21 protein-coding genes are annotated in these 22,242 nt (G+C 64.4%); 6 read left to right on the forward strand and 15 right to left on the reverse strand.

What is annotated here, in order from left to right:
- Positions 1 to 54: 54 nt before the first annotated feature.
- Entirely contained in the window at positions 55 to 516 is a 462-nt protein-coding gene (locus tag KK488_RS02070) for an SRPBCC family protein (protein WP_214621452.1), read from the forward strand.
- Positions 517 to 593: 77 nt separating this feature from the next.
- On the opposite strand, the gene KK488_RS02075 is transcribed toward KK488_RS02070, so the two are convergent.
- The 6 genes from KK488_RS02075 to thiD all read right to left on the reverse strand — a co-directional run bounded on the left by KK488_RS02075 (position 594) and on the right by thiD (position 5,674).
- The gene (locus KK488_RS02075; protein ID WP_214621453.1) at positions 594 to 1,007 is read right to left on the reverse strand and encodes a nuclear transport factor 2 family protein; all 414 of its coding nucleotides are present in this window, start codon (positions 1,005 to 1,007) and stop codon (positions 594 to 596) included.
- 199 nt (positions 1,008 to 1,206) lie between these two features.
- On the reverse strand, positions 1,207 to 2,349 hold the full coding sequence (locus KK488_RS02080; protein WP_214621454.1) for a site-specific DNA-methyltransferase: 1,143 nt from the start codon (positions 2,347 to 2,349) through the stop codon (positions 1,207 to 1,209).
- A 224-nt stretch (positions 2,350 to 2,573) separates the two neighbouring features.
- Positions 2,574 to 3,143, reverse strand: coding sequence for a TMEM165/GDT1 family protein (locus tag KK488_RS02085; protein ID WP_214621624.1), 570 nt, complete (start codon positions 3,141 to 3,143; stop codon positions 2,574 to 2,576).
- 229 nt (positions 3,144 to 3,372) lie between these two features.
- Complete coding sequence (locus tag KK488_RS02090) at positions 3,373 to 3,978, reverse strand: nucleotidyltransferase family protein (RefSeq protein WP_214621455.1); 606 nt, start codon at positions 3,976 to 3,978, stop codon at positions 3,373 to 3,375.
- Positions 3,975 to 4,556 carry a ribonuclease HII gene (gene rnhB / locus KK488_RS02095; RefSeq protein WP_214621456.1) on the reverse strand — a complete coding sequence of 194 codons (582 nt, stop codon included), beginning with the start codon at positions 4,554 to 4,556 and terminating at the stop codon, positions 3,975 to 3,977. The genes KK488_RS02090 and rnhB overlap by 4 nt, the downstream gene beginning before the upstream one ends.
- Complete coding sequence (thiD, locus tag KK488_RS02100) at positions 4,553 to 5,674, reverse strand: bifunctional hydroxymethylpyrimidine kinase/phosphomethylpyrimidine kinase (protein WP_214621457.1); 1,122 nt, start codon at positions 5,672 to 5,674, stop codon at positions 4,553 to 4,555. Before thiD ends, rnhB begins: the two co-directional genes overlap by 4 nt.
- Before the next feature lie 176 nt (positions 5,675 to 5,850).
- On the opposite strand from thiD, the gene KK488_RS02105 reads away from it, so the two are divergent.
- On the forward strand, positions 5,851 to 6,501 hold the full coding sequence (locus KK488_RS02105; RefSeq protein ID WP_214621458.1) for an FABP family protein: 651 nt from the start codon (positions 5,851 to 5,853) through the stop codon (positions 6,499 to 6,501).
- Positions 6,502 to 6,621: 120 nt separating this feature from the next.
- On the opposite strand, the gene KK488_RS02110 is transcribed toward KK488_RS02105, so the two are convergent.
- From KK488_RS02110 to KK488_RS02120, 3 genes are all read right to left on the reverse strand, one after another.
- A complete protein-coding gene (locus KK488_RS02110; protein ID WP_214621459.1) occupies positions 6,622 to 6,846 on the reverse strand; it encodes a DUF1272 domain-containing protein in 225 nt (74 codons plus the stop codon).
- Between the two features lie 62 nt (positions 6,847 to 6,908).
- A complete protein-coding gene (gene glmM, locus KK488_RS02115; protein ID WP_214621460.1) occupies positions 6,909 to 8,258 on the reverse strand; it encodes a phosphoglucosamine mutase in 1,350 nt (449 codons plus the stop codon).
- Between the two features lie 74 nt (positions 8,259 to 8,332).
- The gene (locus KK488_RS02120) at positions 8,333 to 10,129 is read right to left on the reverse strand and encodes a peptide MFS transporter (protein WP_250890022.1); all 1,797 of its coding nucleotides are present in this window, start codon (positions 10,127 to 10,129) and stop codon (positions 8,333 to 8,335) included.
- A 175-nt stretch (positions 10,130 to 10,304) separates the two neighbouring features.
- Between KK488_RS02120 and KK488_RS02125 the strand changes: the two genes are divergently transcribed.
- The 3 genes from KK488_RS02125 to KK488_RS02135 all read left to right on the forward strand — a co-directional run bounded on the left by KK488_RS02125 (position 10,305) and on the right by KK488_RS02135 (position 13,814).
- Positions 10,305 to 10,889 carry a nitroreductase family protein gene (locus tag KK488_RS02125; protein WP_214621462.1) on the forward strand — a complete coding sequence of 195 codons (585 nt, stop codon included), beginning with the start codon at positions 10,305 to 10,307 and terminating at the stop codon, positions 10,887 to 10,889.
- A 90-nt stretch (positions 10,890 to 10,979) separates the two neighbouring features.
- A complete protein-coding gene (locus KK488_RS02130; protein ID WP_214621463.1) occupies positions 10,980 to 11,327 on the forward strand; it encodes a GntR family transcriptional regulator in 348 nt (115 codons plus the stop codon).
- A gap of 1,164 nt (positions 11,328 to 12,491) precedes the next feature.
- A complete protein-coding gene (locus tag KK488_RS02135) occupies positions 12,492 to 13,814 on the forward strand; it encodes a hypothetical protein (RefSeq protein WP_214621464.1) in 1,323 nt (440 codons plus the stop codon).
- A 239-nt stretch (positions 13,815 to 14,053) separates the two neighbouring features.
- Here KK488_RS02135 and prsR read toward each other — a convergent pair whose 3' ends face one another.
- From prsR to KK488_RS02150, 3 genes are read right to left on the reverse strand one after another with little or no spacing between them, the layout of a single operon-like run.
- On the reverse strand, positions 14,054 to 15,415 hold the full coding sequence (gene prsR, locus KK488_RS02140) for a PEP-CTERM-box response regulator transcription factor (RefSeq protein ID WP_214621465.1): 1,362 nt from the start codon (positions 15,413 to 15,415) through the stop codon (positions 14,054 to 14,056).
- Positions 15,415 to 17,511, reverse strand: a complete 2,097-nt coding sequence (gene prsK, locus KK488_RS02145; protein WP_214621466.1) for an XrtA/PEP-CTERM system histidine kinase PrsK — start codon at positions 17,509 to 17,511, stop codon at positions 15,415 to 15,417. The genes prsR and prsK overlap by 1 nt, the downstream gene beginning before the upstream one ends.
- Before the next feature lie 18 nt (positions 17,512 to 17,529).
- Complete coding sequence (locus KK488_RS02150) at positions 17,530 to 18,918, reverse strand: TIGR03013 family XrtA/PEP-CTERM system glycosyltransferase (protein ID WP_214621467.1); 1,389 nt, start codon at positions 18,916 to 18,918, stop codon at positions 17,530 to 17,532.
- A gap of 221 nt (positions 18,919 to 19,139) precedes the next feature.
- On the opposite strand from KK488_RS02150, the gene KK488_RS02155 reads away from it, so the two are divergent.
- The gene (locus tag KK488_RS02155; protein WP_214621468.1) at positions 19,140 to 19,541 is read left to right on the forward strand and encodes a hypothetical protein; all 402 of its coding nucleotides are present in this window, start codon (positions 19,140 to 19,142) and stop codon (positions 19,539 to 19,541) included.
- Positions 19,542 to 19,547: 6 nt separating this feature from the next.
- Here the strand turns inward: KK488_RS02155 and KK488_RS02160 are convergent, their stop codons facing one another.
- The 3 genes from KK488_RS02160 to KK488_RS02170 all read right to left on the reverse strand — a co-directional run bounded on the left by KK488_RS02160 (position 19,548) and on the right by KK488_RS02170 (position 22,017).
- Positions 19,548 to 20,141, reverse strand: a complete 594-nt coding sequence (locus tag KK488_RS02160) for a DUF3501 family protein (protein ID WP_214621469.1) — start codon at positions 20,139 to 20,141, stop codon at positions 19,548 to 19,550.
- 11 nt (positions 20,142 to 20,152) lie between these two features.
- Positions 20,153 to 21,475, reverse strand: a complete 1,323-nt coding sequence (locus tag KK488_RS02165; RefSeq protein WP_214621470.1) for a heterodisulfide reductase-related iron-sulfur binding cluster — start codon at positions 21,473 to 21,475, stop codon at positions 20,153 to 20,155.
- Between the two features lie 113 nt (positions 21,476 to 21,588).
- The gene (locus KK488_RS02170; protein WP_214621471.1) at positions 21,589 to 22,017 is read right to left on the reverse strand and encodes a rubrerythrin family protein; all 429 of its coding nucleotides are present in this window, start codon (positions 22,015 to 22,017) and stop codon (positions 21,589 to 21,591) included.
- Between the last annotated feature and the right edge of the window lie 225 nt (positions 22,018 to 22,242).

Genomic DNA, 22,242 nt, shown 5'->3' on the forward strand with positions numbered 1-22,242 from the left:
CGCATCCGCACACCGGCATGGTAAGAACCGCCCGCGCTGTGGGAGCGGCTAGCGGTGGCAAAGCAGTTCATCCTCGTCACGGATTGGGCCTTCGATGCGCCGATCGAGCGCGTCTGGGCGCTGATCGAGCATAGCGAGGGCTGGCCCGGCTGGTGGCCGGCGGTGCGCGCCGTCACATGCCTGCGCGAGGGCGATGCGCGCGGCCTCGGCGCGGTGCGGCGACTGACCTGGCGCACGGCACTGCCTTATTCGCTGAGCTTCGATGTCGAGGTGACGCAGATCGAGCCGCTCGCCTTCATCGAAGGCCGGGCGCGCGGCGAGCTGGACGGCGTCGGCCAATGGACCTTTCGGCCGGTGGGCGAGCGCACCCATGTCCGCTACGACTGGCGGGTCGACGTCACCAAGGCATGGATGCGCGCGCTGGGCCCTGTGCTGAAGCCCGTGTTTGGCTGGAACCATGGCAAGGTGATGGCCTGGGGCGAGGCGGGCGCGCGGCAACGGCTGGCGATGGGGTAGCTGGCAAACCCTGCTCGGGACCTCATAAGACACCCTTCGCCATCCAGCTTCGCCGGGATGACGGAAAGGAACGATCCCTACTTCGCGGCCGGCGGCGGCGCGCTGATGAAGACGGCCTGGATCAGGATCTTGCCGTTGCGCACGAGGAATTCCTCGGTGCCGTTGACCGGGCCCATCGTCCAGGTGACGAAGCCCACCTCGCCTTCCTCCCAGACCTTGCCGATCTTCATGTTAGCCACCGGCGAGGGCTCGCCGGGCTTGCGATTGGCCATGCCGGCGAAGATGCCGCGAATGGCGTTCTTGCCCTGCACGGCCTTGCCGGCGGTGAAGTTCACCGCGTCGTCAGCGAAATCGCCCATGATTGCGTCGACGTCGCCCTTCTGTGCGAACTCGATATGGCGCTGCGCGATCTGGGCGGGGGTCAGTGTGGCGGCGTGCGCGGCGCCAGGGCTGGCCAGCGCGACGGCCAGGGCAATGCTCAACTTGCTCAAGGGAGCCTCCTCTTCCTCTCACGCGCCCCGCTCAATAGCGGAGTCGCTTGGCGAAGTTGAATAGGTCAACGATGCGACGGGTGGAAGCAGTCTCGCACATGTGCCGGCGCGGAAAAGTTGAACCCGGAACGGCCGGTGGGAGTCGGCGGTTCCGGGTTCGGGCCGCCTGGAAGGCGGCGAAGCCTGTCTCGGGCCCCGATCAGGGCTCGGTGGCGAGAATGTAGAGCTGGCGCAGGGCGTCGATCGGCTTGACCGCGCCTTCATGCTCGATCTGCCAGAAGGTCCAGCCGTTGCAGCTCGGCGCGCCCTGCAAGGTTGCGCCCAGCTTGTGGATCGAGCCGGTCTGGTCACCGCATTCGAGGCTGCCGTCGGCGCGGACGCGCGCTTTCCAGCGCCCGCCCTTGCCGGCGCTGAGCATTGCGCCGGGCTGGATCATGCCGGTCTCGACGAGCGTGCCGAAGGCGACGCGCGGCTGGCTGCGCGGCGACTGCATGGTCGTGATCGCGCTCTCGTCGAGCGGGAGCGCTGCAGCAATGCGCTCCCGCGCGACCTCGCAATAACTGTCCTCGCGCTCGATGCCGATCCAGCGGCGGCCGAGGCGGCGGGCGACGGCGCCGGTGGTGCCGGTGCCGAAGAAGGGATCGAGCACGACATCGCCTTTCTGGGTGCAGGCGAGCATGACGCGGTACAGGAGGGCTTCGGGCTTCTGGGTCGGATGGGCCTTGTGACCGTCCTTCTTCAGGCGCTCCGGCCCCGCGCAGATCGGCAGCACCCAGTCCGAGCGCATCTGCAGCTCGTCATTGAGCGTCTTCATCGCGCGATAGTTGAAGGTATATTTGGCTTTCTCGCCCTGGCTCGCCCAGATGAGCGTCTCGTGCGCATTGGTGAAGCGCGTACCCTTGAAATTGGGCATGGGATTGGCCTTGCGCCAGACGATGTCGTTGAGGATCCAGAAGCCCTGGTCCTGCATCAGCGCGCCGACGCGGAAGATGTTGTGATAGCTGCCGATCACCCAGATGGTGCCATCGGGCTTGAGGATGCGCCGCGCCTCGGCCAGCCATTCGCGGCAGAAGGCGTCATAGGCGGCATAGCTGTCGAAATGGTCCCAGGCATCGTCGACCGCATCGACGCGGCCGCCCTCGGGGCGGAACAGATCGCCGCCGAGCTGGAGATTATAGGGCGGATCGGCGAAGATCATGTCGACGCTCGCGTCCGGAATGGTGCGCATGATCGCGATGCAATCGCCCTGCAGGAGCGTGTCGAGCGGCAGGACGGGCGGCACCCTCAACGGCGCGACCTTGTTCCTTGCCGGCCGGGTCCCGACCTTCTCGATAACCCCCATCAAACGCTTCCCCCTCTGGTTTCGGCCGATGTGTGAGTCCCCGACAGGCCGCCGTCAAGCGCGGTAATCTTGGTTTACGGGGTGTTAAGTCGCTGATTCCGGGAGGAACGAAACGAGTCCGATACGAGGGATGGAGTCTCGCGATTCGGGGGAGACTCAAGATGTTGTGGTGTTGCGCGCAGGACTCAGCCCGCGCGCCTGTGGATATTTTTTTCGTAGATGCCTCAGGCCATGCCCGCGGCGCGCAAAAATAGCCAGATTCCAATCACGGCGAAGAGGATCGCGGCGATGATGCGCACCATTTTGAGGGGCACGCGCTTGATCAGTTCATGCCCGAAGAAGACCGCCGGCACGTTGGCGAGCATCATGCCGAACGTCGTCCCCATCGTGACCATCGTCACGTCCTGGAAGCGCGCGCCGAGCGCGACCGTGGCGATCTGCGTCTTGTCCCCCATTTCGACTAGGAAGAAGGCGATGACGGTGGTGAGGAAGGCGCCGAAGCGGGCCGGCTTGTCCTCCAGATCGTCGATCTTGTCGGGGATCAGCGTCCAGACCCCCATGGCGAGGAAGGAGGCGGCAATCGCATAGCTGAACCATGCGCTCTGCAGCAGCGAGGCGACCCGGGCGCCGAGAAAGGCGGCGCATGCATGATTGGCGAGCGTCGCGACGAGAATGCCGAGGATGATCGGCACCGGCTTGCGGAACCGGGTCGCGAGCAGAATGGCGAGCAGCTGGGTTTTGTCACCGATTTCGGCGAGCGCGACCACGGCGGTGGAGGTGAGCAAGGCTTCCATGAACGATCCTTGGGCCAGGCAGCGGACGAACAACGACACAGCGCCTCCCGCCCAGCCCGAGCGGAAACGCCATGCCATTGGTCTCGCCTGGACCTTGCGATCCTCCCTGCGCCACGGCCTCTCGACCGAGTATGTTGACGCGAGGGTCCGCCGGGGCGGCGGCTGGCTACTCCCCAAGGGACGCGGCGCTGTTAGCGGACGTTGAGGGACATGGCAAGCGATCGACCGGTCATCCGGCCGGTTGGCGCATGGACACCGCCGCGCTCCACGGCAGGATCTCGAGGTCGGGCCACATCGACCGCCAGCGCGCAGCCTTGGCCGCAAAGATCTGCGGCGTGATCTGCGTCGCATTCGCCCGAACGACCGGCCGGAGGAGATCGCCAAGGCCAAACGGCGCGGCGGTCTCCATCCCGCCATCGAGACGCAGCCCGACAGCGGCCGACGTCGTCGGGAAAGTCGCTATGGCTTCGCGCGACGACCGATAGGGCTCGATCTCGAAACCGAAACTGCCCGGATACCATATGTGCACCCGCGCCTGGTTGCGAACATCGAGCGGAACGGGAAGGTCGGCGAACAGAGAGGCCAGGCGGGCGCCGTGACTGGCTTCACTCTCCGGCGAAAGATCGGACGGATCGCAATAGATGATATCGGCATCGGATATACCGTGGTCGCATGGCAGACCGAACCGCTCGTTCCAGCGCGCCTGCGCGATGAGGCTCCCCGAGAGCCATGCGTCCGGCAAGTCGATGGCCGTCCAGCGATCCAGAAGTGTGCGGATGATGGGATGTCCGAGAGCGAGGCCGCGCAGCCGTGCAGCGTCATCGTCCGCCGTCAAAGCATCACCAGCTGGGCCACCGGCGCGAAGCTGCGGCGATGGAGCGGGCTCGGGCCATGCTCGCGCAGGGCGGCGAGATGATCGGGCGTGCCATAGCCCTTGTTCTGTGCCCAGCCGTAGTGGGGATGATGGTTGTGATAATCGCGCATCAGCGCGTCGCGGTGTTCCTTGGCAATGATCGAAGCGGCCGAGATACAGGGCTCCAGCGCATCGCCGCCGACGATCGGCCGTGCGGCCCAGCGCCATTCCGGCCGGCGGCCGTGCGGGGTCAGATTGCCATCGACCAGCACCTCACGCGGGTCGCAACCGATCTTGGCGCACAAAGCATCGACCGCGAGCGTCATCGCCAGCATGGTCGCGCCGAAGATGTTGAGTCGGTCGATCTCGCCGACATCGACGACGCCGACCGCCCAGTGACAGCGGCGCTTGATGACGGCCTCGAGCGCGGCGCGGCGATCCGCCGTCAGCTTCTTGCTGTCGTCCAGACCGGAAGGGCGCGGCTTGCACAGGATGACCGCAGCCGCCACCACCGGCCCGGCGAGCGGCCCCCGGCCCGCCTCGTCGACGCCGGCGATCACGGCGCCACGCGCCAGGGCGGATAGCGGCGATTCTCGCCGGCGCTGAACAGGCAGAGGCGATTGCCAGCCGGATCGACCAGCCAGGCCTCGCGCCAGCCCCAGCTTTGATCGACCGGCTCGCTGTCGAACACCAGCCCGATCGACTGAAGCTGCGCGACGCGGGCATCAAGATCGTCGCACTCGAAATAGATGGCCGGTGTATCGCCATGCAGCGAGAGCGTCGCGCCGCCCGGCGTCTCGAAGCGGGCGTAAGCGTTGCCGGGGCTGTCGACGATCAGGGTGAAGCCGAGACTCTCGTAGAAATCGCGCGAGGCGGCATAGTCGGCGACGGGCACGGACGCCTGATTGAAGCGCGGCGATCCGCCCAGGTCCAACCGCACCGACGGATGCCCCATGGGGCCATGGCCGCCGCCAAAACCCGGCGCGTCCCTGAGCGCGAGGCGAACGAAGGTCCGCGCGCGGGCGATTGCCTCTGGAAGGTCAAGCCCCTGCCCCAGCCCCACCGCGATGGCGCTCGCCAGCGTGCAGCCGGTGCCGTGGGTGTCCTGGGTCTCGATGCGCGGCGCTTCCCAGCGGGCGATCTCGCCCTCGGGGCCGACCAGCCGGTCGACGATCGTCTCGCCCGGAACATGGCCGCCCTTGATCAGCAGCATCTCGCCCCGCGCGGTCAGCGCCGCTTCGCCTCCGAGCGCTTCCAGCTCGGGGAGGTTGGGCGTCGTGAGATAGGCCCAACCCATCAGCTCGTGCAGGCTCTCTACCGTCGCGGCATCGGCGAGCACCCCGCCGCTGGTCGCCACCATCACCGGATCGAGCACGACCGGCGCGCCGATGCTCTCCAGCCGCGCTGCCACGGCCAGTGCCGTCTGCGCCGAACCGATCATGCCGATCTTGATCGCATCGACGCCGATGTCGCTCACCACGCTGTCGATCTGCGCCAGCACCATCTCGGTCGGCACGGGATGGACGGCCTGGACACCCAGCGTGTTCTGCGCGGTGATGGCGGTGATTGCCGTCATCGCATGGCCGCCGAGCATGGTGACCGTGCGAATATCCGCCTGGATACCCGCGCCGCCACCAGAGTCGGAGCCGGCGATGATGAGGATGCGGGGAGTCGTCATGGCGCACTTTTGCCGGGAGCCGTGCGCGAAGTCGAGGCGCTTTGCGGGTATGCCGGACAGGACCATGTCGCCGTCCGATGCGCGTGGGACAGATTTTCATATGGGGCAGCTTGGCCTGCCCCGTCAGTCCGTGCAAAATGAAACAAATCGGCAGCGAGGCCAAAAGGGGACACGACATGGATATTCCGGACGACATCTTCACCGAACCCGATCCGGTCAATCCCGACGCGCTCGCCAATCTCGGGCCCCTGCGGCGGCTGGCGGGCATCTGGGAGGGCCGGCGCGGCGTCGACATCAATCCCAAGGAGGATGGGCCGGAGCAGCGCGATTATTATGAGCGCATCGAGATGCAGCCGATCGACCCGCAGGCGAATGGGCCACAGCTCTTCTATGGCCTGCGCTATCATGTCCACATCAACACGCCCGAGGAGGACACGACCTTCCACGACCAGGTGGGCTACTGGCTGTGGGAGCCGGCGACAGGGCTGATCCTTCAGACCCTTGCCATTCCGCGCGGCCAAGTGGCCATCGCGGCGGGACATGCCGAGGCGAATGCGACCAGACTGGTGCTCAAGGCCGAGCGTGGGCAGACCGACTATGGCATCTGCTCGACCAGCTTCCTGGAGCTGGCCTTTCGCACGGACAGCTACAGCATCGAGGTCGAATTCCACGATGACGGCACCTGGAGCTATATCTCCGACACGATGCTGATGGTGCGCGGGCAGAGCGAGCCATTCCAGCATCGCGACCGCAACACATTGATGAAGGTCGGTGAGCCCGACCTCAATCCCTGGCTCAAGATCATCCGCGGTGGCCCGAAGCCCTAGGACATATCGACATTCAATTTTCTTGAAATGCTGAGCGCATTGTCTCGAAACAAGATCGTCATGCCGAACTTGTTTCAGGACGACGAAAATGGGATGCGGCCCGCTAAATGGCGATCCGCGCTATCCTTTGAATTTGCGCTCCGTCGAGGCCGGGTTATTGGCCAGCGCTTTGCTGACGCGGCTCGGGCGGTCCAGCAGCTCGCCGCCGCAATTGGGGCAGCGATCGTCGAGGGCATCGGCGCATTCGGCGCAGAAGGTGCATTCGAAGGAGCAGATGAAGGCGCCGCCGGCATCGGCCGGCAGATCGGCGCCGCAGCGTTCGCAATCGGGGCGCATTTCGAGCATCGCTTATTCCCTAGTCCGTTCGGCCTTCTTCCGCCCGATAAAGTCCGCGGCATGAGTGCATTTCACGCATGCTCCGCAGCGCTGGCGACGGCATCGCAGATGCGCTCGACCACACGCCTGACCTGATCGCCATCATCGCCCTCGGCCATGACGCGGATGACCGGCTCGGTCCCCGACGGACGAATGACGAGGCGGCCGGAACCGTTCAGCTCCCTCTCGGCATCGGCGATCACGGTCTTGACGCTCTCCGCCTCCAGTGGCTTGCCCCCGGCGAAGCGGACATTCTTGAGCAATTGCGGCACCGGTTCGAACTGGCGGAGCAGTTCGCTGGCCGGCTTGCCGCTTTCGACGAGGGCTGCGAGCACCTGCAACGCCGCGATCGTGCCGTCGCCTGTCGTCGCATAGTCGGAGAGGATCATGTGGCCGGACTGCTCGCCGCCGACATTGCAGCCGCGCGCCTTCATCTCCTCCAGCACATAGCGGTCGCCGACCTTGGTGCGGATAAGCGGGATGTCGTGGCTCGCCAGCATGCGCTCGAGGCCGAGATTGGACATGACCGTCGCCACGAGGCCGCCGCCCTTGAGCGTGCCGCGCCGCGCCCAGCTCGTGCCGATCAATGCCATGATCTGGTCACCATCGACGATCGCGCCGGTCTCGTCGACGACGATCAGGCGATCCGCGTCGCCATCGAGCGCGATGCCGATGTCCGCGCCGGACGCGACCACCGTCTCCTGCAGCACCTGCGGCGCGGTCGAGCCGACGCCGTCATTGATGTTGGTGCCATTGGGATTGACGCCGATGCTGATCAGCTCGGCGCCGAGCTCCCAGAGTGTGGAGGGCGCGGTGTTATAGGCCGCGCCATTGGCGCAATCGAGCGCGACCTTGAGCCCATCAAGGCGCAGATGCTCGGGAAAGGTCGACTTGACGAAGTGGATGTAGCGCCCGCGGCTATCCTCGACGCGGCGGGCGCGGCCGATATGGGCAGCGTCGGCGAGCGGGATGTCGTCACTCTCGATCAGCGCCTCGATCTTCATCTCGTCGGCGTCGGAGAGCTTGTAGCCGTCCGGGCCGAACAGCTTGATGCCGTTGTCGTAATAGGGATTGTGGCTGGCCGAGATCATCACGCCAAGATCGGCGCGCATCGAGGCGGCGAGCATCGCGACGGCGGGCGTCGGGATCGGCCCGAACTGCACGACATCCATGCCGACGCTGGTGAAGCCGGCGACCAGCGCATTCTCGATCATGTAGCCCGAGAGGCGCGTATCCTTGCCAATGACGACGCGGTGGCGATGATCGCCGCGCAGGAAATGACGCCCCGCCGCCATGCCGACCCGCATGGCCATCTCGGCGGTCATCGGCGACTTGTTGGTGAGCCCCCTGATCCCGTCTGTGCCGAAGAAGCGTCTGCTCATATCGTCCCCTCGATCGCTCGCTCACGCGCTGCGCAGGCGTCCATGCGCCCGCGCAGCGCATCCGGTCAAGCCGGTCAGGTCACGCCGTGCATCCAGCGCTTGAGGAAGAAGGAGAGCAGGAACAGGATCACGCCCGCGCCGATCGCGATCTCGGCAATCGAGGTGAACACGCCGACATAGGTTTCAAGGCTCACCTTGAGGTTCGTCACCTGGCCACCAACCGTCTCGACGCTGGCGAATTGCGCCACCACGCCCGCGACATATTGCGCGACCGAGATGGACAGGAACCAGACGCCCATCATCATGCCGACGATGCGCGCGATGGAGAGCTTGGTGATCATCGAGAGGCCGACCGGCGAGATGCACAGCTCGGCGGCGGAGTGAATGACATAGAGCCCGGCGAGCCACCACAGCCCGACCTTGAAATCCGGTCCGGCGAAGACGGAGCCCCAGACCAGGAACAGGAATCCCGCGCCGACGCCGACAAGCGCGATCGAGAATTTGATCGGGATAGACGGCTCCCAACCGCGCCTGGCGAGCCAGCCCCACAGGATGCTCATCAGCGGCGCCAGCAGCACGATCGAGATGGGATTGAAATTCTGCGTCTGCGGCGCGGAGAGCGAGAAGAGGCCGAAGACGCTGCGATCCGTGTTGCGATCCGCGAACAAAGTGAGGCTCGACCCGGCCTGCTCGAACAGGGTCCAGAACACGACATTGAAGACGATGAGGACCATCGCGGCCAGCATCATCTCGCCTTCCTTGCGGCTGCCCTTGAGGAAGGACCAGATCAGGATGCCGGGCACCGAGACGATGAAGGTGCCGAACAGCAGCTTGCCCATGATCGGCAGGCTCATGAGATAACCGACGAAACCGGAGCCCTCGGGCGGCTTCTCGGTCGCCATCAGATTGACGAACAGGAAATAGATGACCGGCACGGCGAGAACTGCAAGGACGTAGATCAGCATCGCGCGATCCGGCCCGGTGCGGCGGGGCGCATTGCCATAGGCATCCAATCGCCCGCCATGATAGCTGATCATCAGGAAGGAAATGACCATCGCGACACCGGCGAGGCCGAGGCCCGCGGGCCAGCCGATCGTGTCGGCGAAGATGGCGCAGAGCAGTTGGCCGAGGATCGAGCCGGTGTTGATGCCCATATAGAAGATGGTGAAGCCCGCATCGCGTCGTCGGTCGCCCGGCTGATACAGTTCGCCCACCATCGTCGAGATATTGGGCTTGAAGAAGCCGTTGCCGACCGAAATGAGCGACAGCGCCATCAGCATGATCATCGTCAGCACGGCGCTGCGCTCGGCCTGCTCGGTGAAGCTGCCCTTGGCGAGCTTGCGCACTTCCTGGCCATTGGCGCCGAGCAGCGACATGCTGCCGTCGTCATTGCCGCGCATCTTGAGCTTCTGGCCGCCATCGACAAGATAGCGCGCCTCGGCCGGATCGCTCGTCGGCGCGTCGCGGAAATGCTCGACGACCACCTCGTAGCGCTGGCCGTCGACGACCTGATAGGGCTTGGCCGCCGTGCCGCCGAAGGCGAGCGTGAAATAGCCGATCGCCATCATCAGCGCGCCAAAGCGCACCGCACGCTTGGAACCCAGATACTGGTCGGCGAGCAGGCCGCCGACCAAAGGCGTCAGATAGACGAGCGCGGTATAGCCGCCATAGAGGCCGGTCGAGGCGCGATCACCCAGCACGAAATGCTTGGTAAGATACAGCGTGAGCAGCGCGCGCATGCCATAATAGCCGAAGCGCTCCCACATCTCCGTGCCGAACAACCAGAACAACGGTTTCGGATGACCGAACCAGGTTCCGACGTGCACCACATCGGCCGGCGGCGTGCCTGGCTCGATGGATGCATCCTCCATGTGATTGGACATAAATTGGCGATCCCTTGTGCAGCGCGCTCCCTGAAAGGCGCGCAGATGATCGCGGGAGACTAGAGATTATTGCGTGGCTGTGAAGTTTTTTTGCGCACGTTTGCTGCGAGCGATTCGCAAAACAAGGCTTGGCGAAAGCCCGGGATTTGGCTAGCGAATTGACATGCTCAACGATCGCTCCTCGCTGCTCGCCCATCTCTCCACGCGCCGCTCCGGCAAGCCACGCGACCTGGCGGCACCGGGGCCGAGCCTCGACCAGATGCGCGAGATGGTGCGCATTGCCGCGCGCACGCCCGATCATGGCAAGCTCGCGCCCTGGCGTTTCGTCATCGTGCCGGACGACAAGCGCGAGGCGCTGGCGACTTTGCTTGCGGACTCCTATCTCGTCGAGAAGCCGACCGCCGGGCGACTGGAGGTCGACTCCATGCTGCAATATGCGCGGCAGGCACCCGCGCTGATCGTGGTGCTGTCCGCGCCGAAACAGACCAAGATCCCGCTCTGGGAGCAGGAGCTGTCGGTGGGCGCGGCGACAATGAACCTGCTGCATGCCGCCCATGCCATGGGCTTTGCCGGCGGCTGGCTGACAGGCTGGCCGAGCTATAGCGACGCGGTGCGCGACGCATTCGGCAGCGCGGAGGAGAAGGTCGCCGGTTTCGTCTTCATCGGCACGCCCAGCCAGGAACTGGATGAACGGCCCCGGCCGGAGCTGGACGACGTGCTCAGCGTCTGGACCGGTCCGAAAGGCTGAACAGCCACGGCCTTATCATTGCGGCCGATACGGCATTCAGGCGCAACATCTTGTGTTGACCGACTGGCTGTATTATGTCACTGATGCAGCATGATCGATGAAAGTCGGCCCGTCTATCTGCGTTTGCGCGATCTGATTGCTGCGGCAATCCTTGATGGGCGCTATGATGACGGCGACATGTTGCCCTCAGTCCGCGCTTTTGCTGCGCAGCAAGGTGCCAATCCGCTGACCGTCGCGAAAGCCTATCAAAGTTTCCAGGATGACGGCCTGGTGCAGGTGAAGCGCGGCGTCGGCATGTTCGTCGCGCCCGGCGCGTCCCGCAGGCTCCGCGCGATGGAGCGCGAGCGCTTTTTCGGCTCGGTCTGGCCACCCGTGGTGGAGCAGATGCATCGCATCGGCATCACGCTGGATGAGCTGGCAGAGAAGATGGGGGCTTGAGGCGAGCCTCGGTCATTCAAAATACCGTCCGGCTTAGCGAAGTCGAAACTTGCTCCACAGCGAATGGGAAGATCTAAATCAAGCCCAGATCCGAGGCGGCGTGGACAAATTCGAGCGAGGGCTATCCGGCATTTTCTCCTGGAATTCGACAGTCGGGGCGCGACGGCACTGCCGTCATTAGCCTCTCCTCTTCAGAGGAGGGGCTAATGGCCGTTCACCACGACTTTTCAGTCATCCGGCCTGGATTGTCGGCGCATAAGAGCGGACAATCATTGAAGCGGGAATTTGTTCAGGCCGAATAGCTCAGTTTTTGCTTCGCATGCCGACAGACTGCGCAACCGGTGATCGCCATGGCCGATTGCGCGACGCGCACCGCCTGATTCCGAAGAGCGCGACGCCAAGATCCACACCAAAGGCTACCGGGTGGGTGGCGGCCTCGCGTCGACGATGGCGGACCCATCCCTCGCTACAATTCTGCCGCTATTATGATCAGCCTATGTCTACCTAAGTAATGACACATATGACATCGAGGCGTGATTTTGGTTACTGTAAGTTGTCTTGACGCACTTGCGCCGGAGACATCATGCTACTGCCGGCCCCTTGACCGTCCCACTTTCTCATCAATTGAGAAGCAGCATGACGTTCCGCCAGCCAATGCTCGGAGGACGACGTGGTTGACATTGCTATTCTCGGACATGGACGGCTGATCGCCAATCAATCGGACGTTTTTCAGGTCCAGACCGAATATGCCGTGCGCGGGCGCCCGGCGGTGTCCGGGGGATTTGCCCTTCCCATTGAGGGGAAACCTGACCGGTCGTCGAGGGACATGCGATGAGAAGCCAGGGCGCAATGCTGCGGAGGCTCGCAAGGTCTGGCGGGGCCGCACCGCTGATTGCCACGAGCGCCCTCACCCTGGCACTGACGGCCTGTGGCGGAGAAACCGCCGGCTCCCCACCGGTCACGATCCCTACGCCGACACCCACTCCCTCCCCGACACCGACGTCCACTCCGACACCAACACCCTCGCCAACACCCACAGACGCCGTCAAACCGACGACCCTCGGCATCAATCTCAGCGGGCCCGCTTATTACGGCCAGGAGCGCATGTTCTCGAACCTCGTCTCCGGTGGGGGCCGGATGTTGCTCAACGCCGCAAATCAAGGCGTGAGCGTGCCCGCAGCGCGCATGGACGCCAACTACGACGTGATCCGCCTCGATGCCGGCGAGCGCATCGTAACGGGCATCAGCATTCCGACCAGGGCCTATCGCGGCGCGACGGTGCAGGTCACCTGCCAGTGGACGGGCACAATCGCCACGGCGGAGGTGTTCGGCCCGCCGGTGAAGAATCCCGTCTATAGCGCGAATTCGGTGACCTTCTCATGGGTGCCGGGACCGGTGAACTACAACGCCAGCTTCTATTATTCCGGCATGTCGAGCGAAGATCCGCTGCGCAATCTCGATTGCCGCGAAAGCGACGCCGATCCCGCCGCTACCTTCGATCCGGTCTTTCTCGCCAACGTCAGGAATTACAGCGTCGTGCGCTTCCTCAACTGGACCACAGCCGTCAATGATAACCGGGCCGTCACCTGGGCGACACGCAACAGGCCGGGATCGGGAGCGTTCGACGCGGCGGACGGTGTCGCGCTGGAATATATGATCCTCCTCGCCAACCAGGCGCACGTCAACCCATGGTTCAATGTGCCATGGAATGCCGACGCGGCCTATGTCCGCAAGATGGCCGAGTTGGTCCGCGACACGCTCGATCCGACGCTCAAGGCATATGTCGAAGTCTCCAACGAGGTCTGGAATTGGGGTTTCAAAGTGACGACGCAGGCCAACAAGGAAGGCCTTGAAGAGGGGCTGGCGAAGGACGGCAACCTCGCCATCATGTATCGCCTTGCCGAAAAGACAGGCGAGGTGATGGACGTCTGGTCCAGCGTGTTCGCCGGGCAGATGAACCGCGTCGTTCGCGTCGTCTCCTTTCAGAATGGCCCCAGCGCCGTACCTTATGTCCTCGGGTTCAAGGACACCGCCAGGAAGGTCGATGCCTATGCGACGGCACCCTATTTCTCCACCAGCACGCTGACCCCGGACTCGCTCTCGACCGCTGCGGCGATGGATGCCTTCTTTGCGACCACCGTCCCGGCCCGGATCGACGAGACGCTTACCTATGCCGCGCTGACCAAGGCCGAGGTCGCGAAATATGGGCTGCGGTACATCAGTTATGAGGGCGGACAGCATTTCCTGTCGTCCGACCTGGACCTGCTCAAGGCGATCGAGCGCGATCCCCGCATGGGGCAGGCCTACACGCGCTATCTGACCGCATGGCGAGACCAGATCGGTGACCTGCTGACCCTCTACCAGGACGTTGGCGTGATCAGCATCTACGGCGCCTGGGGGCTGCAGGAATATCCGGGCCAGCCGCTGAGCGAAGCCCCCAAGGCAGCGGCGGTCGAAAGATTCCGGGCGGGGGCCACGGGTGCCTGAGGTGAAGCACACCAGGCCGAAGCGCCACTACAATCGTTTATTCATCATCAAAGCGGCACGCCGGGAAAACGCTTCGTTTTGATCGCCTGTCGCCCGTGGCGAACAAAATGTCCAACAACGATCTTATTGAAGAACCGCCGGCCGCCGTCGGTGAAGCGAGAAGCTGTTGTCCGTCTGCGAGGCGTCATCGCCTGAATACTGACGCACGTCGCCACCCGTCTCGACCGCAATATCGAGCTTCATCCCAGATTATACGTCTTCATCAGGTCATAGAGCGTCGGCCGGCTGACGCCGAGCATGCGGGCGGCGCTGGAGACATTGCCATCGGCACGCGCGATCGCCCGCCGGATGGCTTGCTGGTCCGCAGCCTCCCGCACTGCCCGCAGATTGACGACGACCTCCTCGACCTCCTCGCCCGCATCGAGATCAAGATCGGCCGCGCTGACCAGCTTGGCATCGGCAAGGATCACCGCACGCTTCACGCGATTCTCCAGCTCACGCACATTGCCCGGCCAGCTCCAGGCGTCGATCGCGGCGATGGCATCGTTTGCCAGTCCCTTGACCTGCGGATTGAGGTCGCGGGCGAATTTCGACACGAAGTGGCGCGCCAGCAGCACCGCATCCCCTGCCCGCTCCGCCAGCGTCGGAATACGCACGACGATCTCGGCAAGGCGATAATAGAGGTCCTCGCGGAACCGCTGCTCGGCGATCATCTCGTCGAGATTCTGGTGGGTCGCGCAGACGATGCGGGTGTCGACGGGGATCGGCTGGCGCCCACCGATCCGCTCGATAACCCGTTCCTGCAGGAAGCGCAGCAGCTTCACCTGAAGCGGCAGCGGAATGTCGCCGACCTCGTCGAGGAAGAGAGTGCCGCCCTCGGCCTGCTCGATCTTGCCGATCGTCGTCTTGACTGCACCGGTGAAGGCGCCCTTCTCGTGACCGAAGAGCTCGCTCTCCAGCAAGGTTTCGGGGATCGCAGCGCAGTTGATCGCCACGAACGGGCCGGATGCCCTGTCACTGGTCTCGTGCACCCCCTTCGCCAGCAATTCCTTGCCGGTGCCGCTGGCGCCCAGAAGCATCACCGCTACATTGGCATTGGCGACGCGCTCGATCATGCGCGCGACCTTGAGCATTTCCGGTGCAGCCGTGATCATCCGGCCGAGCACGCGGCCGTCCGCCGGCGCCGCTTCGGCAAGACGGCGATTCTCCTCCTCCAGCGCATGCACATGGAAGGCGCGGCCTACGATGTGGCCGAGCGAATCGATGTCGATCGGCTTCTGGTAGAAATCCCACGCTCCCTCGGCAATGGCACGGCGGGCGCTGGCCCGATCGCCATGACCGGACGCGACGATGACCTTGGTGCCGGGGCGCTCCGTCAGGATCTGCGCCAGCACGGCCATGCCCTCACTGATCCCGTCAGGGTCGGGCGGCAGGCCGAGATCGAGGGTGACGACCGGCGGTTCCTCGGTGCGCAATATCTCCAGCGCTTCGGCGCGGTCGCCTGCGATGAACAGCTGATAGCCGTCATAGGCCCAGCGCAGTTGCCGCTGCAGCCCGATGTCATCCTCGACGATCAGCAATTTCGGGCGCGTGTCGGGCATCAACCAGTCTTTCGTGTCTGCTCGGAGGAAGCGTCGCTCCCCCATATATCCGCAAAAGGCAACCGGATGGTAAAGGTCGTCCCCTGACCCTCAATGCTCTCGACATCGAGCATGCCGCCCATCGTCTGGACGAGCAGCCGCGCCTCATGCGCACCGAGACCGAACCCAGTGGGCTTGGTCGAACTGAACGGGCGGAACAGCTGATCCCGCATAAACGCCTCGCTCATGCCATGGCCGCGATCGGTCACGCGGATCGAGGCGCCCAACGCATTCTCGCTGAGGCTGATCCACACCAGACGTCCGGCGGGGCTGGCCTCGATGGCATTGCGCACGAGGTGTCCGATCGCACGGCTAAGCCCCTCCGCATCGGCACGGACCGGTCGCATCACGTCGCCGTCCACCTCGACAAGGCCCAGACCCGCCGCCCAGCTTGCGACGAGATCGCGCGCCCAGGGGCCAAGCAGCAGCCCCTTGGCCTCGGCCCGCGACCCTGGCCGACCCAGCCGCTGCAGCAATTCGGTCATGCGGCTCGCCGTTTCCTTGAGGGTCAGCACCATATCCTCGCGGAACGCGGGATTGTCGGCATGACGCTCGGCATTGCTGGCGAGCAACGACATCTGGCTCACCAGATTCTTGAGATCGTGGAGGATGAAGGCGAAACGGCGATTGAACTCGTCGAAACGCTGCGCCTCGGCGAGAGCGGCCCGGCTGCGCGCCTCGCCGAGCCGCGCGGCCGCCTCCCAGCAGACCACGCGCAATACGTCGAGATCTTCCCAGTCCAGCCGGCGATTGCCCGGCGGTGCGGCCAGCAGGATCACGCCGACGAGCTGATCAGCGTGGATGAGGGGCGCCAATGCCCAGGTCTGGGCGCTGCGCTGCATCCAGGCCGGCAGCATCGCGCCATAAGTCGCCCAGTCCGCCGCGAGATCGACGATCCAGGCCGTCTCCAGGAGGCGGTCTGCAAGCACGGCCGGCAAATGACCCGGCAACTCCGTCTGGACCGGCCAGCACCAATGCTTGGCGAGACTCAGCCGACCATCCTCGTCGCGCAGATAGAGCGCCGCGCTGGGGGCTTCGATCGCTTCGGCAATCGCGCGGGTGACGCGAGTCTCGAGCGGGGCCTCGTCCGTCCCGTTCTCTCCGACGGTCGCGGCGAAGCGCATCCACAGCATGCGATAATCATAGCGGTGCGCGAAGAGATGCTTGGTGATCTCGACCCGCAACCAGGCACGCAGCGACGTCGAGGGCATCAGCGCCAGAACGGAGACGGCGAGCGCGAACAGGACGCCGAACTGCACCACCCGCCCGACCGGCGCGATGAGGCCGCTGGAAAGGGTCGCGAGCAAAGTGACGACGATCAGATACAGCGCCAATATGCCGAGCGATACCAAGCGCATCGTGACTGCGCGGGAGAGCGCCAGCGCCCGCGTTCCGTCATCCGCGCGCAACCCCAGTACCAGCATCAACGAGAAGAGGGCCATGACGAAGCCGCGCATCGGCCCGATCGAATCGGCGCGGCCGTCGGTGAGCCAGGCGAGCGCATAATGATTGAAGTCATAGGCCCACATGAACGCGAGTCCGGCGCCGACCCAGGCCTGCCGCCGGGCCGCGGCCGGATGATCGCGCTGAGTGGACATGCCGTGGAGCAATACGAGCGCGCCGAGCGCGAAGGTGCAGCGCAGCAGCCAGCTCGATTGGAAGACCGGCAGCACGACCTCATTGACGGGCGCGCCCTCGCCGACCAGCAGGTCGAATCCAAGCTGGATCACCAGCACCTGCGCGAGCGACAGCAGCACCAAGGGCCTGACGCGACCCAGGCTGCCGCCGACGGGATGCCGATGCATATAGATGGTCATCACGCCGAGCCAGGCGCCGTTGCGGACTGTCTCGGCCACGCCATCGGACAGCGCGCCGATGTTCAGCACGCTCGCCAGCGCATGCCGCAGCGACCAGAGCGCGGTCACCGTCAGCGCGACGACCAGGATCTGCCCCTCATAGGAGCGCAGGGAGCGACGGGACGTCAGAATGGCGAGGCTGGTCAGCAACGCCGCGGCAAGCGCGTGTCCCGTATTACCGGCAACGATCCAGAGTGACATGGCGATGCCCAGCCCGCTTCAGCGGGCGCCCTCGGGCCAGAGGATCACGCGCAGCGTCTGCAGCAGGATCAGCAGGTCGAGGAAGGGTGAATAATTCTTTGCGTAATAAAGGTCATATTCCAGCTTGTTGCGCGAATCCTCGATCGAGGCACCATAAGGATAATTGATCTGCGCCCAGCCGGTGATGCCCGGCTTTACCATGTGACGCTCCGCATAGTAACGTAGCTGGGTCTCGAGATCCTCGACGAACTGGCGGCGCTCCGGGCGCGGGCCGACGAAGCTCATGTCGCCTTTGAGGACGTTCCACACCTGCGGCAGTTCATCGATGCGCGTCTTGCGCAGGAAGCGGCCGAGGCGCGTGATGCGCGGATCGTCCTTCTCGGCCCAGACCGCCTTGCCGGCAACTTCGGCGTCCTGGCGCATCGTGCGCAGCTTCACGATGTTGAATTCCTGGCCATAGAGGCCGACGCGCAGCTGCTTGTAGAAGGCCGGGCCCTTGCTATCGAGCATGACGGCAAGCGCGCCGAGCAGGATGATCGGCGCGGTCAGCACCAGCAGCAAGGCGCTCGCGGTCACGTCGAACAGGCGCTTGGCGATTGCGGAAAGGCGCTGGCCCGAGGAAAAGCCGTCCGAGAAAATGAGCCAGCTGGGATTGACCGTGTCGAGATCGATGCGACCGGTCTCCCGCTCCAGGAAGGTCGAGAGATCGTTGACGTGGACGCCGGTGGTCTTGATGCGCAGCAAGTCGCTCATCGGGACGGAGTTGCGCCGTTCCTCCAGCGCAAGGATCACCTCGCTGGCCGCCAGCCGGACAACGAAATCCGACATATTATAGATGGCGCTGCGGTTGATCGCTTCAGGAATGAGCTGCTCGCCATCGTTCATGGCGATATAGCCCACGACGATATAGCCCGAGCCCGAGCGCTTCTCGAGCTGGCGGATGCGATCCGCCCGCTTGCCCGCGCCCAGCACGACGAGCCGGCGCTTGAACGCCTCGCCGCCAAGCATCGATCCGAGCAGGATGCGCAGCGTGATCAGGAAAAGGAAGGCAAGCACCATCGCGTAGAGCGAATTGGACCGCCACAAGGTGAAGTCCGGCATCGCGAAGTGCATGACCGAGAGAAAGATGACGCCGAGCGAAATGGCGACGAGCAGCCGCGCCATGGCGAAGCGCAGGGAGGTCAGAGCCTCGGGGCTATAAACACCGACCGCGATCATCGCCGTCTGCAGCGCGACGGCGAAGCTCGCAAGCGGGCCGATGCGGTTATAGATCTGGTCGACATCCATCGCGATCTGGTGGGCGCGCAGCACCCATCCCGCCTCCGCAGCCGCCACCAGCAGCGCAAAGTCGAAAATGCCGAGCATCAACACCGCATGCGGAATATAATGCTTGAACACCCTGATCATGCCGACCCGTCACCCCCGCGGCGTGAGCATTTCATGCTTTGCCGCCTTACATCAAGCCGCCGGATTCTCCGACAGTCTCAGAGGCATACACGGTAAATGGCAAATATATGTTGAACGGCGCAGCGCGATCCTGCGCCGGACCGATATCGTCCATTTACCGGATGCTAAGGCCATTTGCGTAAAGTCCGACCGCTCGGCCGGGCCGGGCATCGGAGCAGGGCATGTCGAAGCGGATTTATCAGATCACTGCACTGGCGATCCTGATCGGTGCGCCCATTCTCGTAAACAGTATCAGCAGCGCCCTGCCCGGCGCCGAGCGCGCCGCTCACGCCGCCGCGGAAAAAGCACCGGCGCCGAACCGGCCGGCCGTCCCCGCATCCGCTCCGACTGACGCCGCCACGCCGCCCATACAGATCACGCCCAGCACGAATGCTGTCGCCGACGCGACCCCGACGCTGGATGCAACGGGCATCTCGCCCGCTTCATCGGACGACGCCATGGCCGCGCCGGTCCCGGCACCGCCCGTGGTGATCACCCCCGCCGTGCAAGCAGCGCCTGTCGCATCCGACTATGTGCCACCGCGCAAGACGGTGGGACCGCGCTCGCTCTCCGTGCGGGAATAGGCGGGCTCAGGCGAAGTCGCGCGCCAGCTCGCGCCTGATTTCTTCACCGATCATCGCCATGTGGCCGTAATGCGGATGATCGATCCCGAACAGAATCTGTCCCTCGCCCCCTTGCCAGGTGGCGACCTGTGCATCGCTGAACGGAAAATGGAGGAAATGGACGCTGGATGCCTTGCCGTCCGCCCGGCTGCGCTCCACATCTCCTTCCGGCACGGCGTCGATCCGCTCGCCCGCGACCGAAAGATAGATATGATCTTCGATACCACCGAGGCGGCCCAGCGTGTGCGCGCGGATCACCGGATCATCGATCTCGATCATCAACGTGCAGGTGAGCTCGCGGCCGTTGGGGATCATCGGATTATAGGCGGCAAGCTCGTCGACCAGCTGCTCCTCGCCGCCTTTCTCGATGCGCAGCATTTCCTGCACCTGCAGCCACATGCTGTCCCAATTCTCGAAGGTCACGGTGATGTGCGGCCCGACCGACACGCGGCGGAACCGCTTGCGCAGCAGCGCCTCCTCGCGCTTGAGTGGGCGGATCGTCTCATAGGTGCCGAGGTCCATGATGTCCTCGCGCGTGATGATGCGGGCGTCATGCGGCATGGCTCGCTCCTTTAGAGGCCATAGGCCCGCGCCATCACTTCGATCGGATGGCCGATGCGCTCGGGCGCGGCATTGCCGGACAGCTCCAGCACCTGCTTGAGGTGCGGCCCGGCCAGCGGGCATTCGCTGACCATGACGTCCGGCATATCCTTGGCGAGCTGGCGCGCGGCGGGACGGCCGACCTTGACCGCCGTGTCGAAATGCTGCGCAAAAATACCCCACTTGCCGCCATGGCCCGAGCAGCGATCGGTGAGCGCCGGTTTCGCACCCGGGATGAGGCGCAGCATTTCCAGCGCCTTCGGTCCCATATTCTGCGCGCGCGCGTGGCAGGCGAAATGGACGCCGATCTTCGCGTCCCATTCCACGATCGGCATGAGGCCGGTCTCCTTGGCCAGCATGACGATATATTGCGAGACGTCGAATGTGTTGGCCGAGAGTCTGGCGATTGCTGCATGGTCCGGCTGCAGCAAAGGCCATTCGAACTTGAGCATCAGCGCACAGGAGGTGGTGAGCGGCACCACCGCATAGCCCGCGTCGATCAACGGCTCGAAATGCGCCGCGACGCGCTCGGCCGCGCTCGCCACCGCGGCGAGATCGCCATTCTCGAATCTGGGCATGCCGCAGCATTTCGGATATTCGATGCGCACCTCGACGCCGTTGTGGGCGAGCACCTTGATCGCCGCCTCGCCCGGCGTCTGGTCGTTGAAGTTGGCGAAACAGGTGGCGTAGAGCGCCACCTTGCGACCGAAAGCGGGGCCGTCCGGATTGGGCGGCGGCACCAGCGCCTGCTTGTTGGCGAGCGGCACGTCCGCATAGGCCGGGAGATGCGCGCGCTTGTCGATCCCAAGCGTCGCCTGCATGACGCCGCGCGCGGGGCTGGCTTCCTTCGTCGCGAAATTGGCAAGGCCGCTGGCGAGCGTCGCGAGCTTGCCGTTGCGATCGGTTTTGGCGAGCTCCCGGTCGGCGAAGCTGGTCAGCCCCTTGCGATGCTCGACCGCCCGATAGCGCAGCATGAGATGCGGAAAATCGAGGTCGAACGCGTGCGGCGGCACATAGGGGCACTTCACCATGAAGCACATGTCGCACAGGGTGCAGTCGTCGACGACCGCCTTGAGGTCCGCCGCGGTCAGATCCTCGACCGATTCGTTCGGGCTCTCGTCGACCAGATCGAACAGGCGCGGAAAGCTGCTGCACAGATTGAAGCAGCGCCGGCACCCATGGCAGATGTCGAACACGCGGCGGAGTTCCGTGTCCAGCGCGGTCTCGTCGTAGAAGCTGTCATCGTCCCAAGCGATCGGGTGACGCATGGGTGCTTCGAGACTGCCTTCCTTCATAGGATCTCCCCTCCTCGCCGCATAGGATCAGCGACCTCCCCCAACAGAAACGGCCACCTGATCAGGGGGCGAATCAGGTGGCCACATCTGACGTCTGAGCAAAGGGGAGCGTCTCAGGCGTCGGCCAGCACTGCGTCCAGCGTCTTCTGGAACTTGCCGGCGTGGCTCTTCTCGGCCTTGGCGAGCGTCTCGAACCATTCGGCGATCTCGTCGAAGCCCTCGTCGCGCGCGGTCTTGGCCATGCCCGGATACATGTCGGTATATTCGTGGGTCTCGCCCGCGATCGCCGACTTGAGGTTGCTCACCGTATCACCGATCGGCATGTCGGTCGCCGGATCGCCGCCGCCGCTCTGGAGGAACTCGAGATGGCCATGTGCGTGGCCGGTCTCACCTTCAGCCGTCGAGCGGAACACCGCCGCGACGTCGTTATGGCCTTCAATGTCGGCCTGCTGCGCGAAATAGAGATAGCGGCGATTGGCCTGGCTTTCGCCGGCAAACGCGGCCTTGAGATTGTCCTCGGTCTTCGAACCCTTGAGTTCCATCTTCGCTCTCCTTCAACCGAACGGGGATCGTCTGATCTTTTTGTTCAGTCGGAGTGTATCCACGCGAGGCGCCCGCGCCAGTGCATTGTCGCAATGAGCTTGATCGGCGAAATCGATCATCGAGACCTGATTGATCGATTTGCTAATGCGTCGCAATAGTGGACTCGCTTCGACTATAACCTTTCTTGTTCAGATCGACACGAACGACAGGAGAGGTGCGTCTTA

The sequence above is a fragment of the Sphingobium nicotianae genome (assembly GCF_018603885.1).
GTDB lineage: Bacteria > Pseudomonadota > Alphaproteobacteria > Sphingomonadales > Sphingomonadaceae > Sphingobium > Sphingobium nicotianae.

Excerpts from the sequence above, each read along its gene's own strand:
- KK488_RS02105 (WP_214621458.1), top strand. The coding sequence starts at position 5,851 with ATGGATATTCCGGACGACATCTTCACCGAACCCGATCCGGTCAATCCC.
- KK488_RS02085 (WP_214621624.1), bottom strand. The coding sequence starts at position 3,143 with ATGGAAGCCTTGCTCACCTCCACCGCCGTGGTCGCGCTCGCCGAAATC.
- glmM (WP_214621460.1), bottom strand. The coding sequence starts at position 8,258 with ATGAGCAGACGCTTCTTCGGCACAGACGGGATCAGGGGGCTCACCAAC.
- KK488_RS02120 (WP_250890022.1), bottom strand. The coding sequence starts at position 10,129 with ATGGAGGATGCATCCATCGAGCCAGGCACGCCGCCGGCCGATGTGGTG.
- KK488_RS02155 (WP_214621468.1), top strand. The coding sequence starts at position 19,140 with ATGTCGAAGCGGATTTATCAGATCACTGCACTGGCGATCCTGATCGGT.
- KK488_RS02160 (WP_214621469.1), bottom strand. The coding sequence starts at position 20,141 with ATGCCGCATGACGCCCGCATCATCACGCGCGAGGACATCATGGACCTC.
- KK488_RS02110 (WP_214621459.1), bottom strand. The coding sequence starts at position 6,846 with ATGCTCGAAATGCGCCCCGATTGCGAACGCTGCGGCGCCGATCTGCCG.
- KK488_RS02130 (WP_214621463.1), top strand. The coding sequence starts at position 10,980 with ATGATCGATGAAAGTCGGCCCGTCTATCTGCGTTTGCGCGATCTGATT.
- KK488_RS02080 (WP_214621454.1), bottom strand. The coding sequence starts at position 2,349 with ATGGGGGTTATCGAGAAGGTCGGGACCCGGCCGGCAAGGAACAAGGTC.
- thiD (WP_214621457.1), bottom strand. The coding sequence starts at position 5,674 with ATGACGACTCCCCGCATCCTCATCATCGCCGGCTCCGACTCTGGTGGC.
- prsR (WP_214621465.1), bottom strand. The coding sequence starts at position 15,415 with ATGCCCGACACGCGCCCGAAATTGCTGATCGTCGAGGATGACATCGGG.
- prsK (WP_214621466.1), bottom strand. The coding sequence starts at position 17,511 with ATGTCACTCTGGATCGTTGCCGGTAATACGGGACACGCGCTTGCCGCG.
- KK488_RS02150 (WP_214621467.1), bottom strand. The coding sequence starts at position 18,918 with ATGATCAGGGTGTTCAAGCATTATATTCCGCATGCGGTGTTGATGCTC.
- KK488_RS02165 (WP_214621470.1), bottom strand. The coding sequence starts at position 21,475 with ATGAAGGAAGGCAGTCTCGAAGCACCCATGCGTCACCCGATCGCTTGG.
- KK488_RS02170 (WP_214621471.1), bottom strand. The coding sequence starts at position 22,017 with ATGGAACTCAAGGGTTCGAAGACCGAGGACAATCTCAAGGCCGCGTTT.
- KK488_RS02125 (WP_214621462.1), top strand. The coding sequence starts at position 10,305 with ATGCTCAACGATCGCTCCTCGCTGCTCGCCCATCTCTCCACGCGCCGC.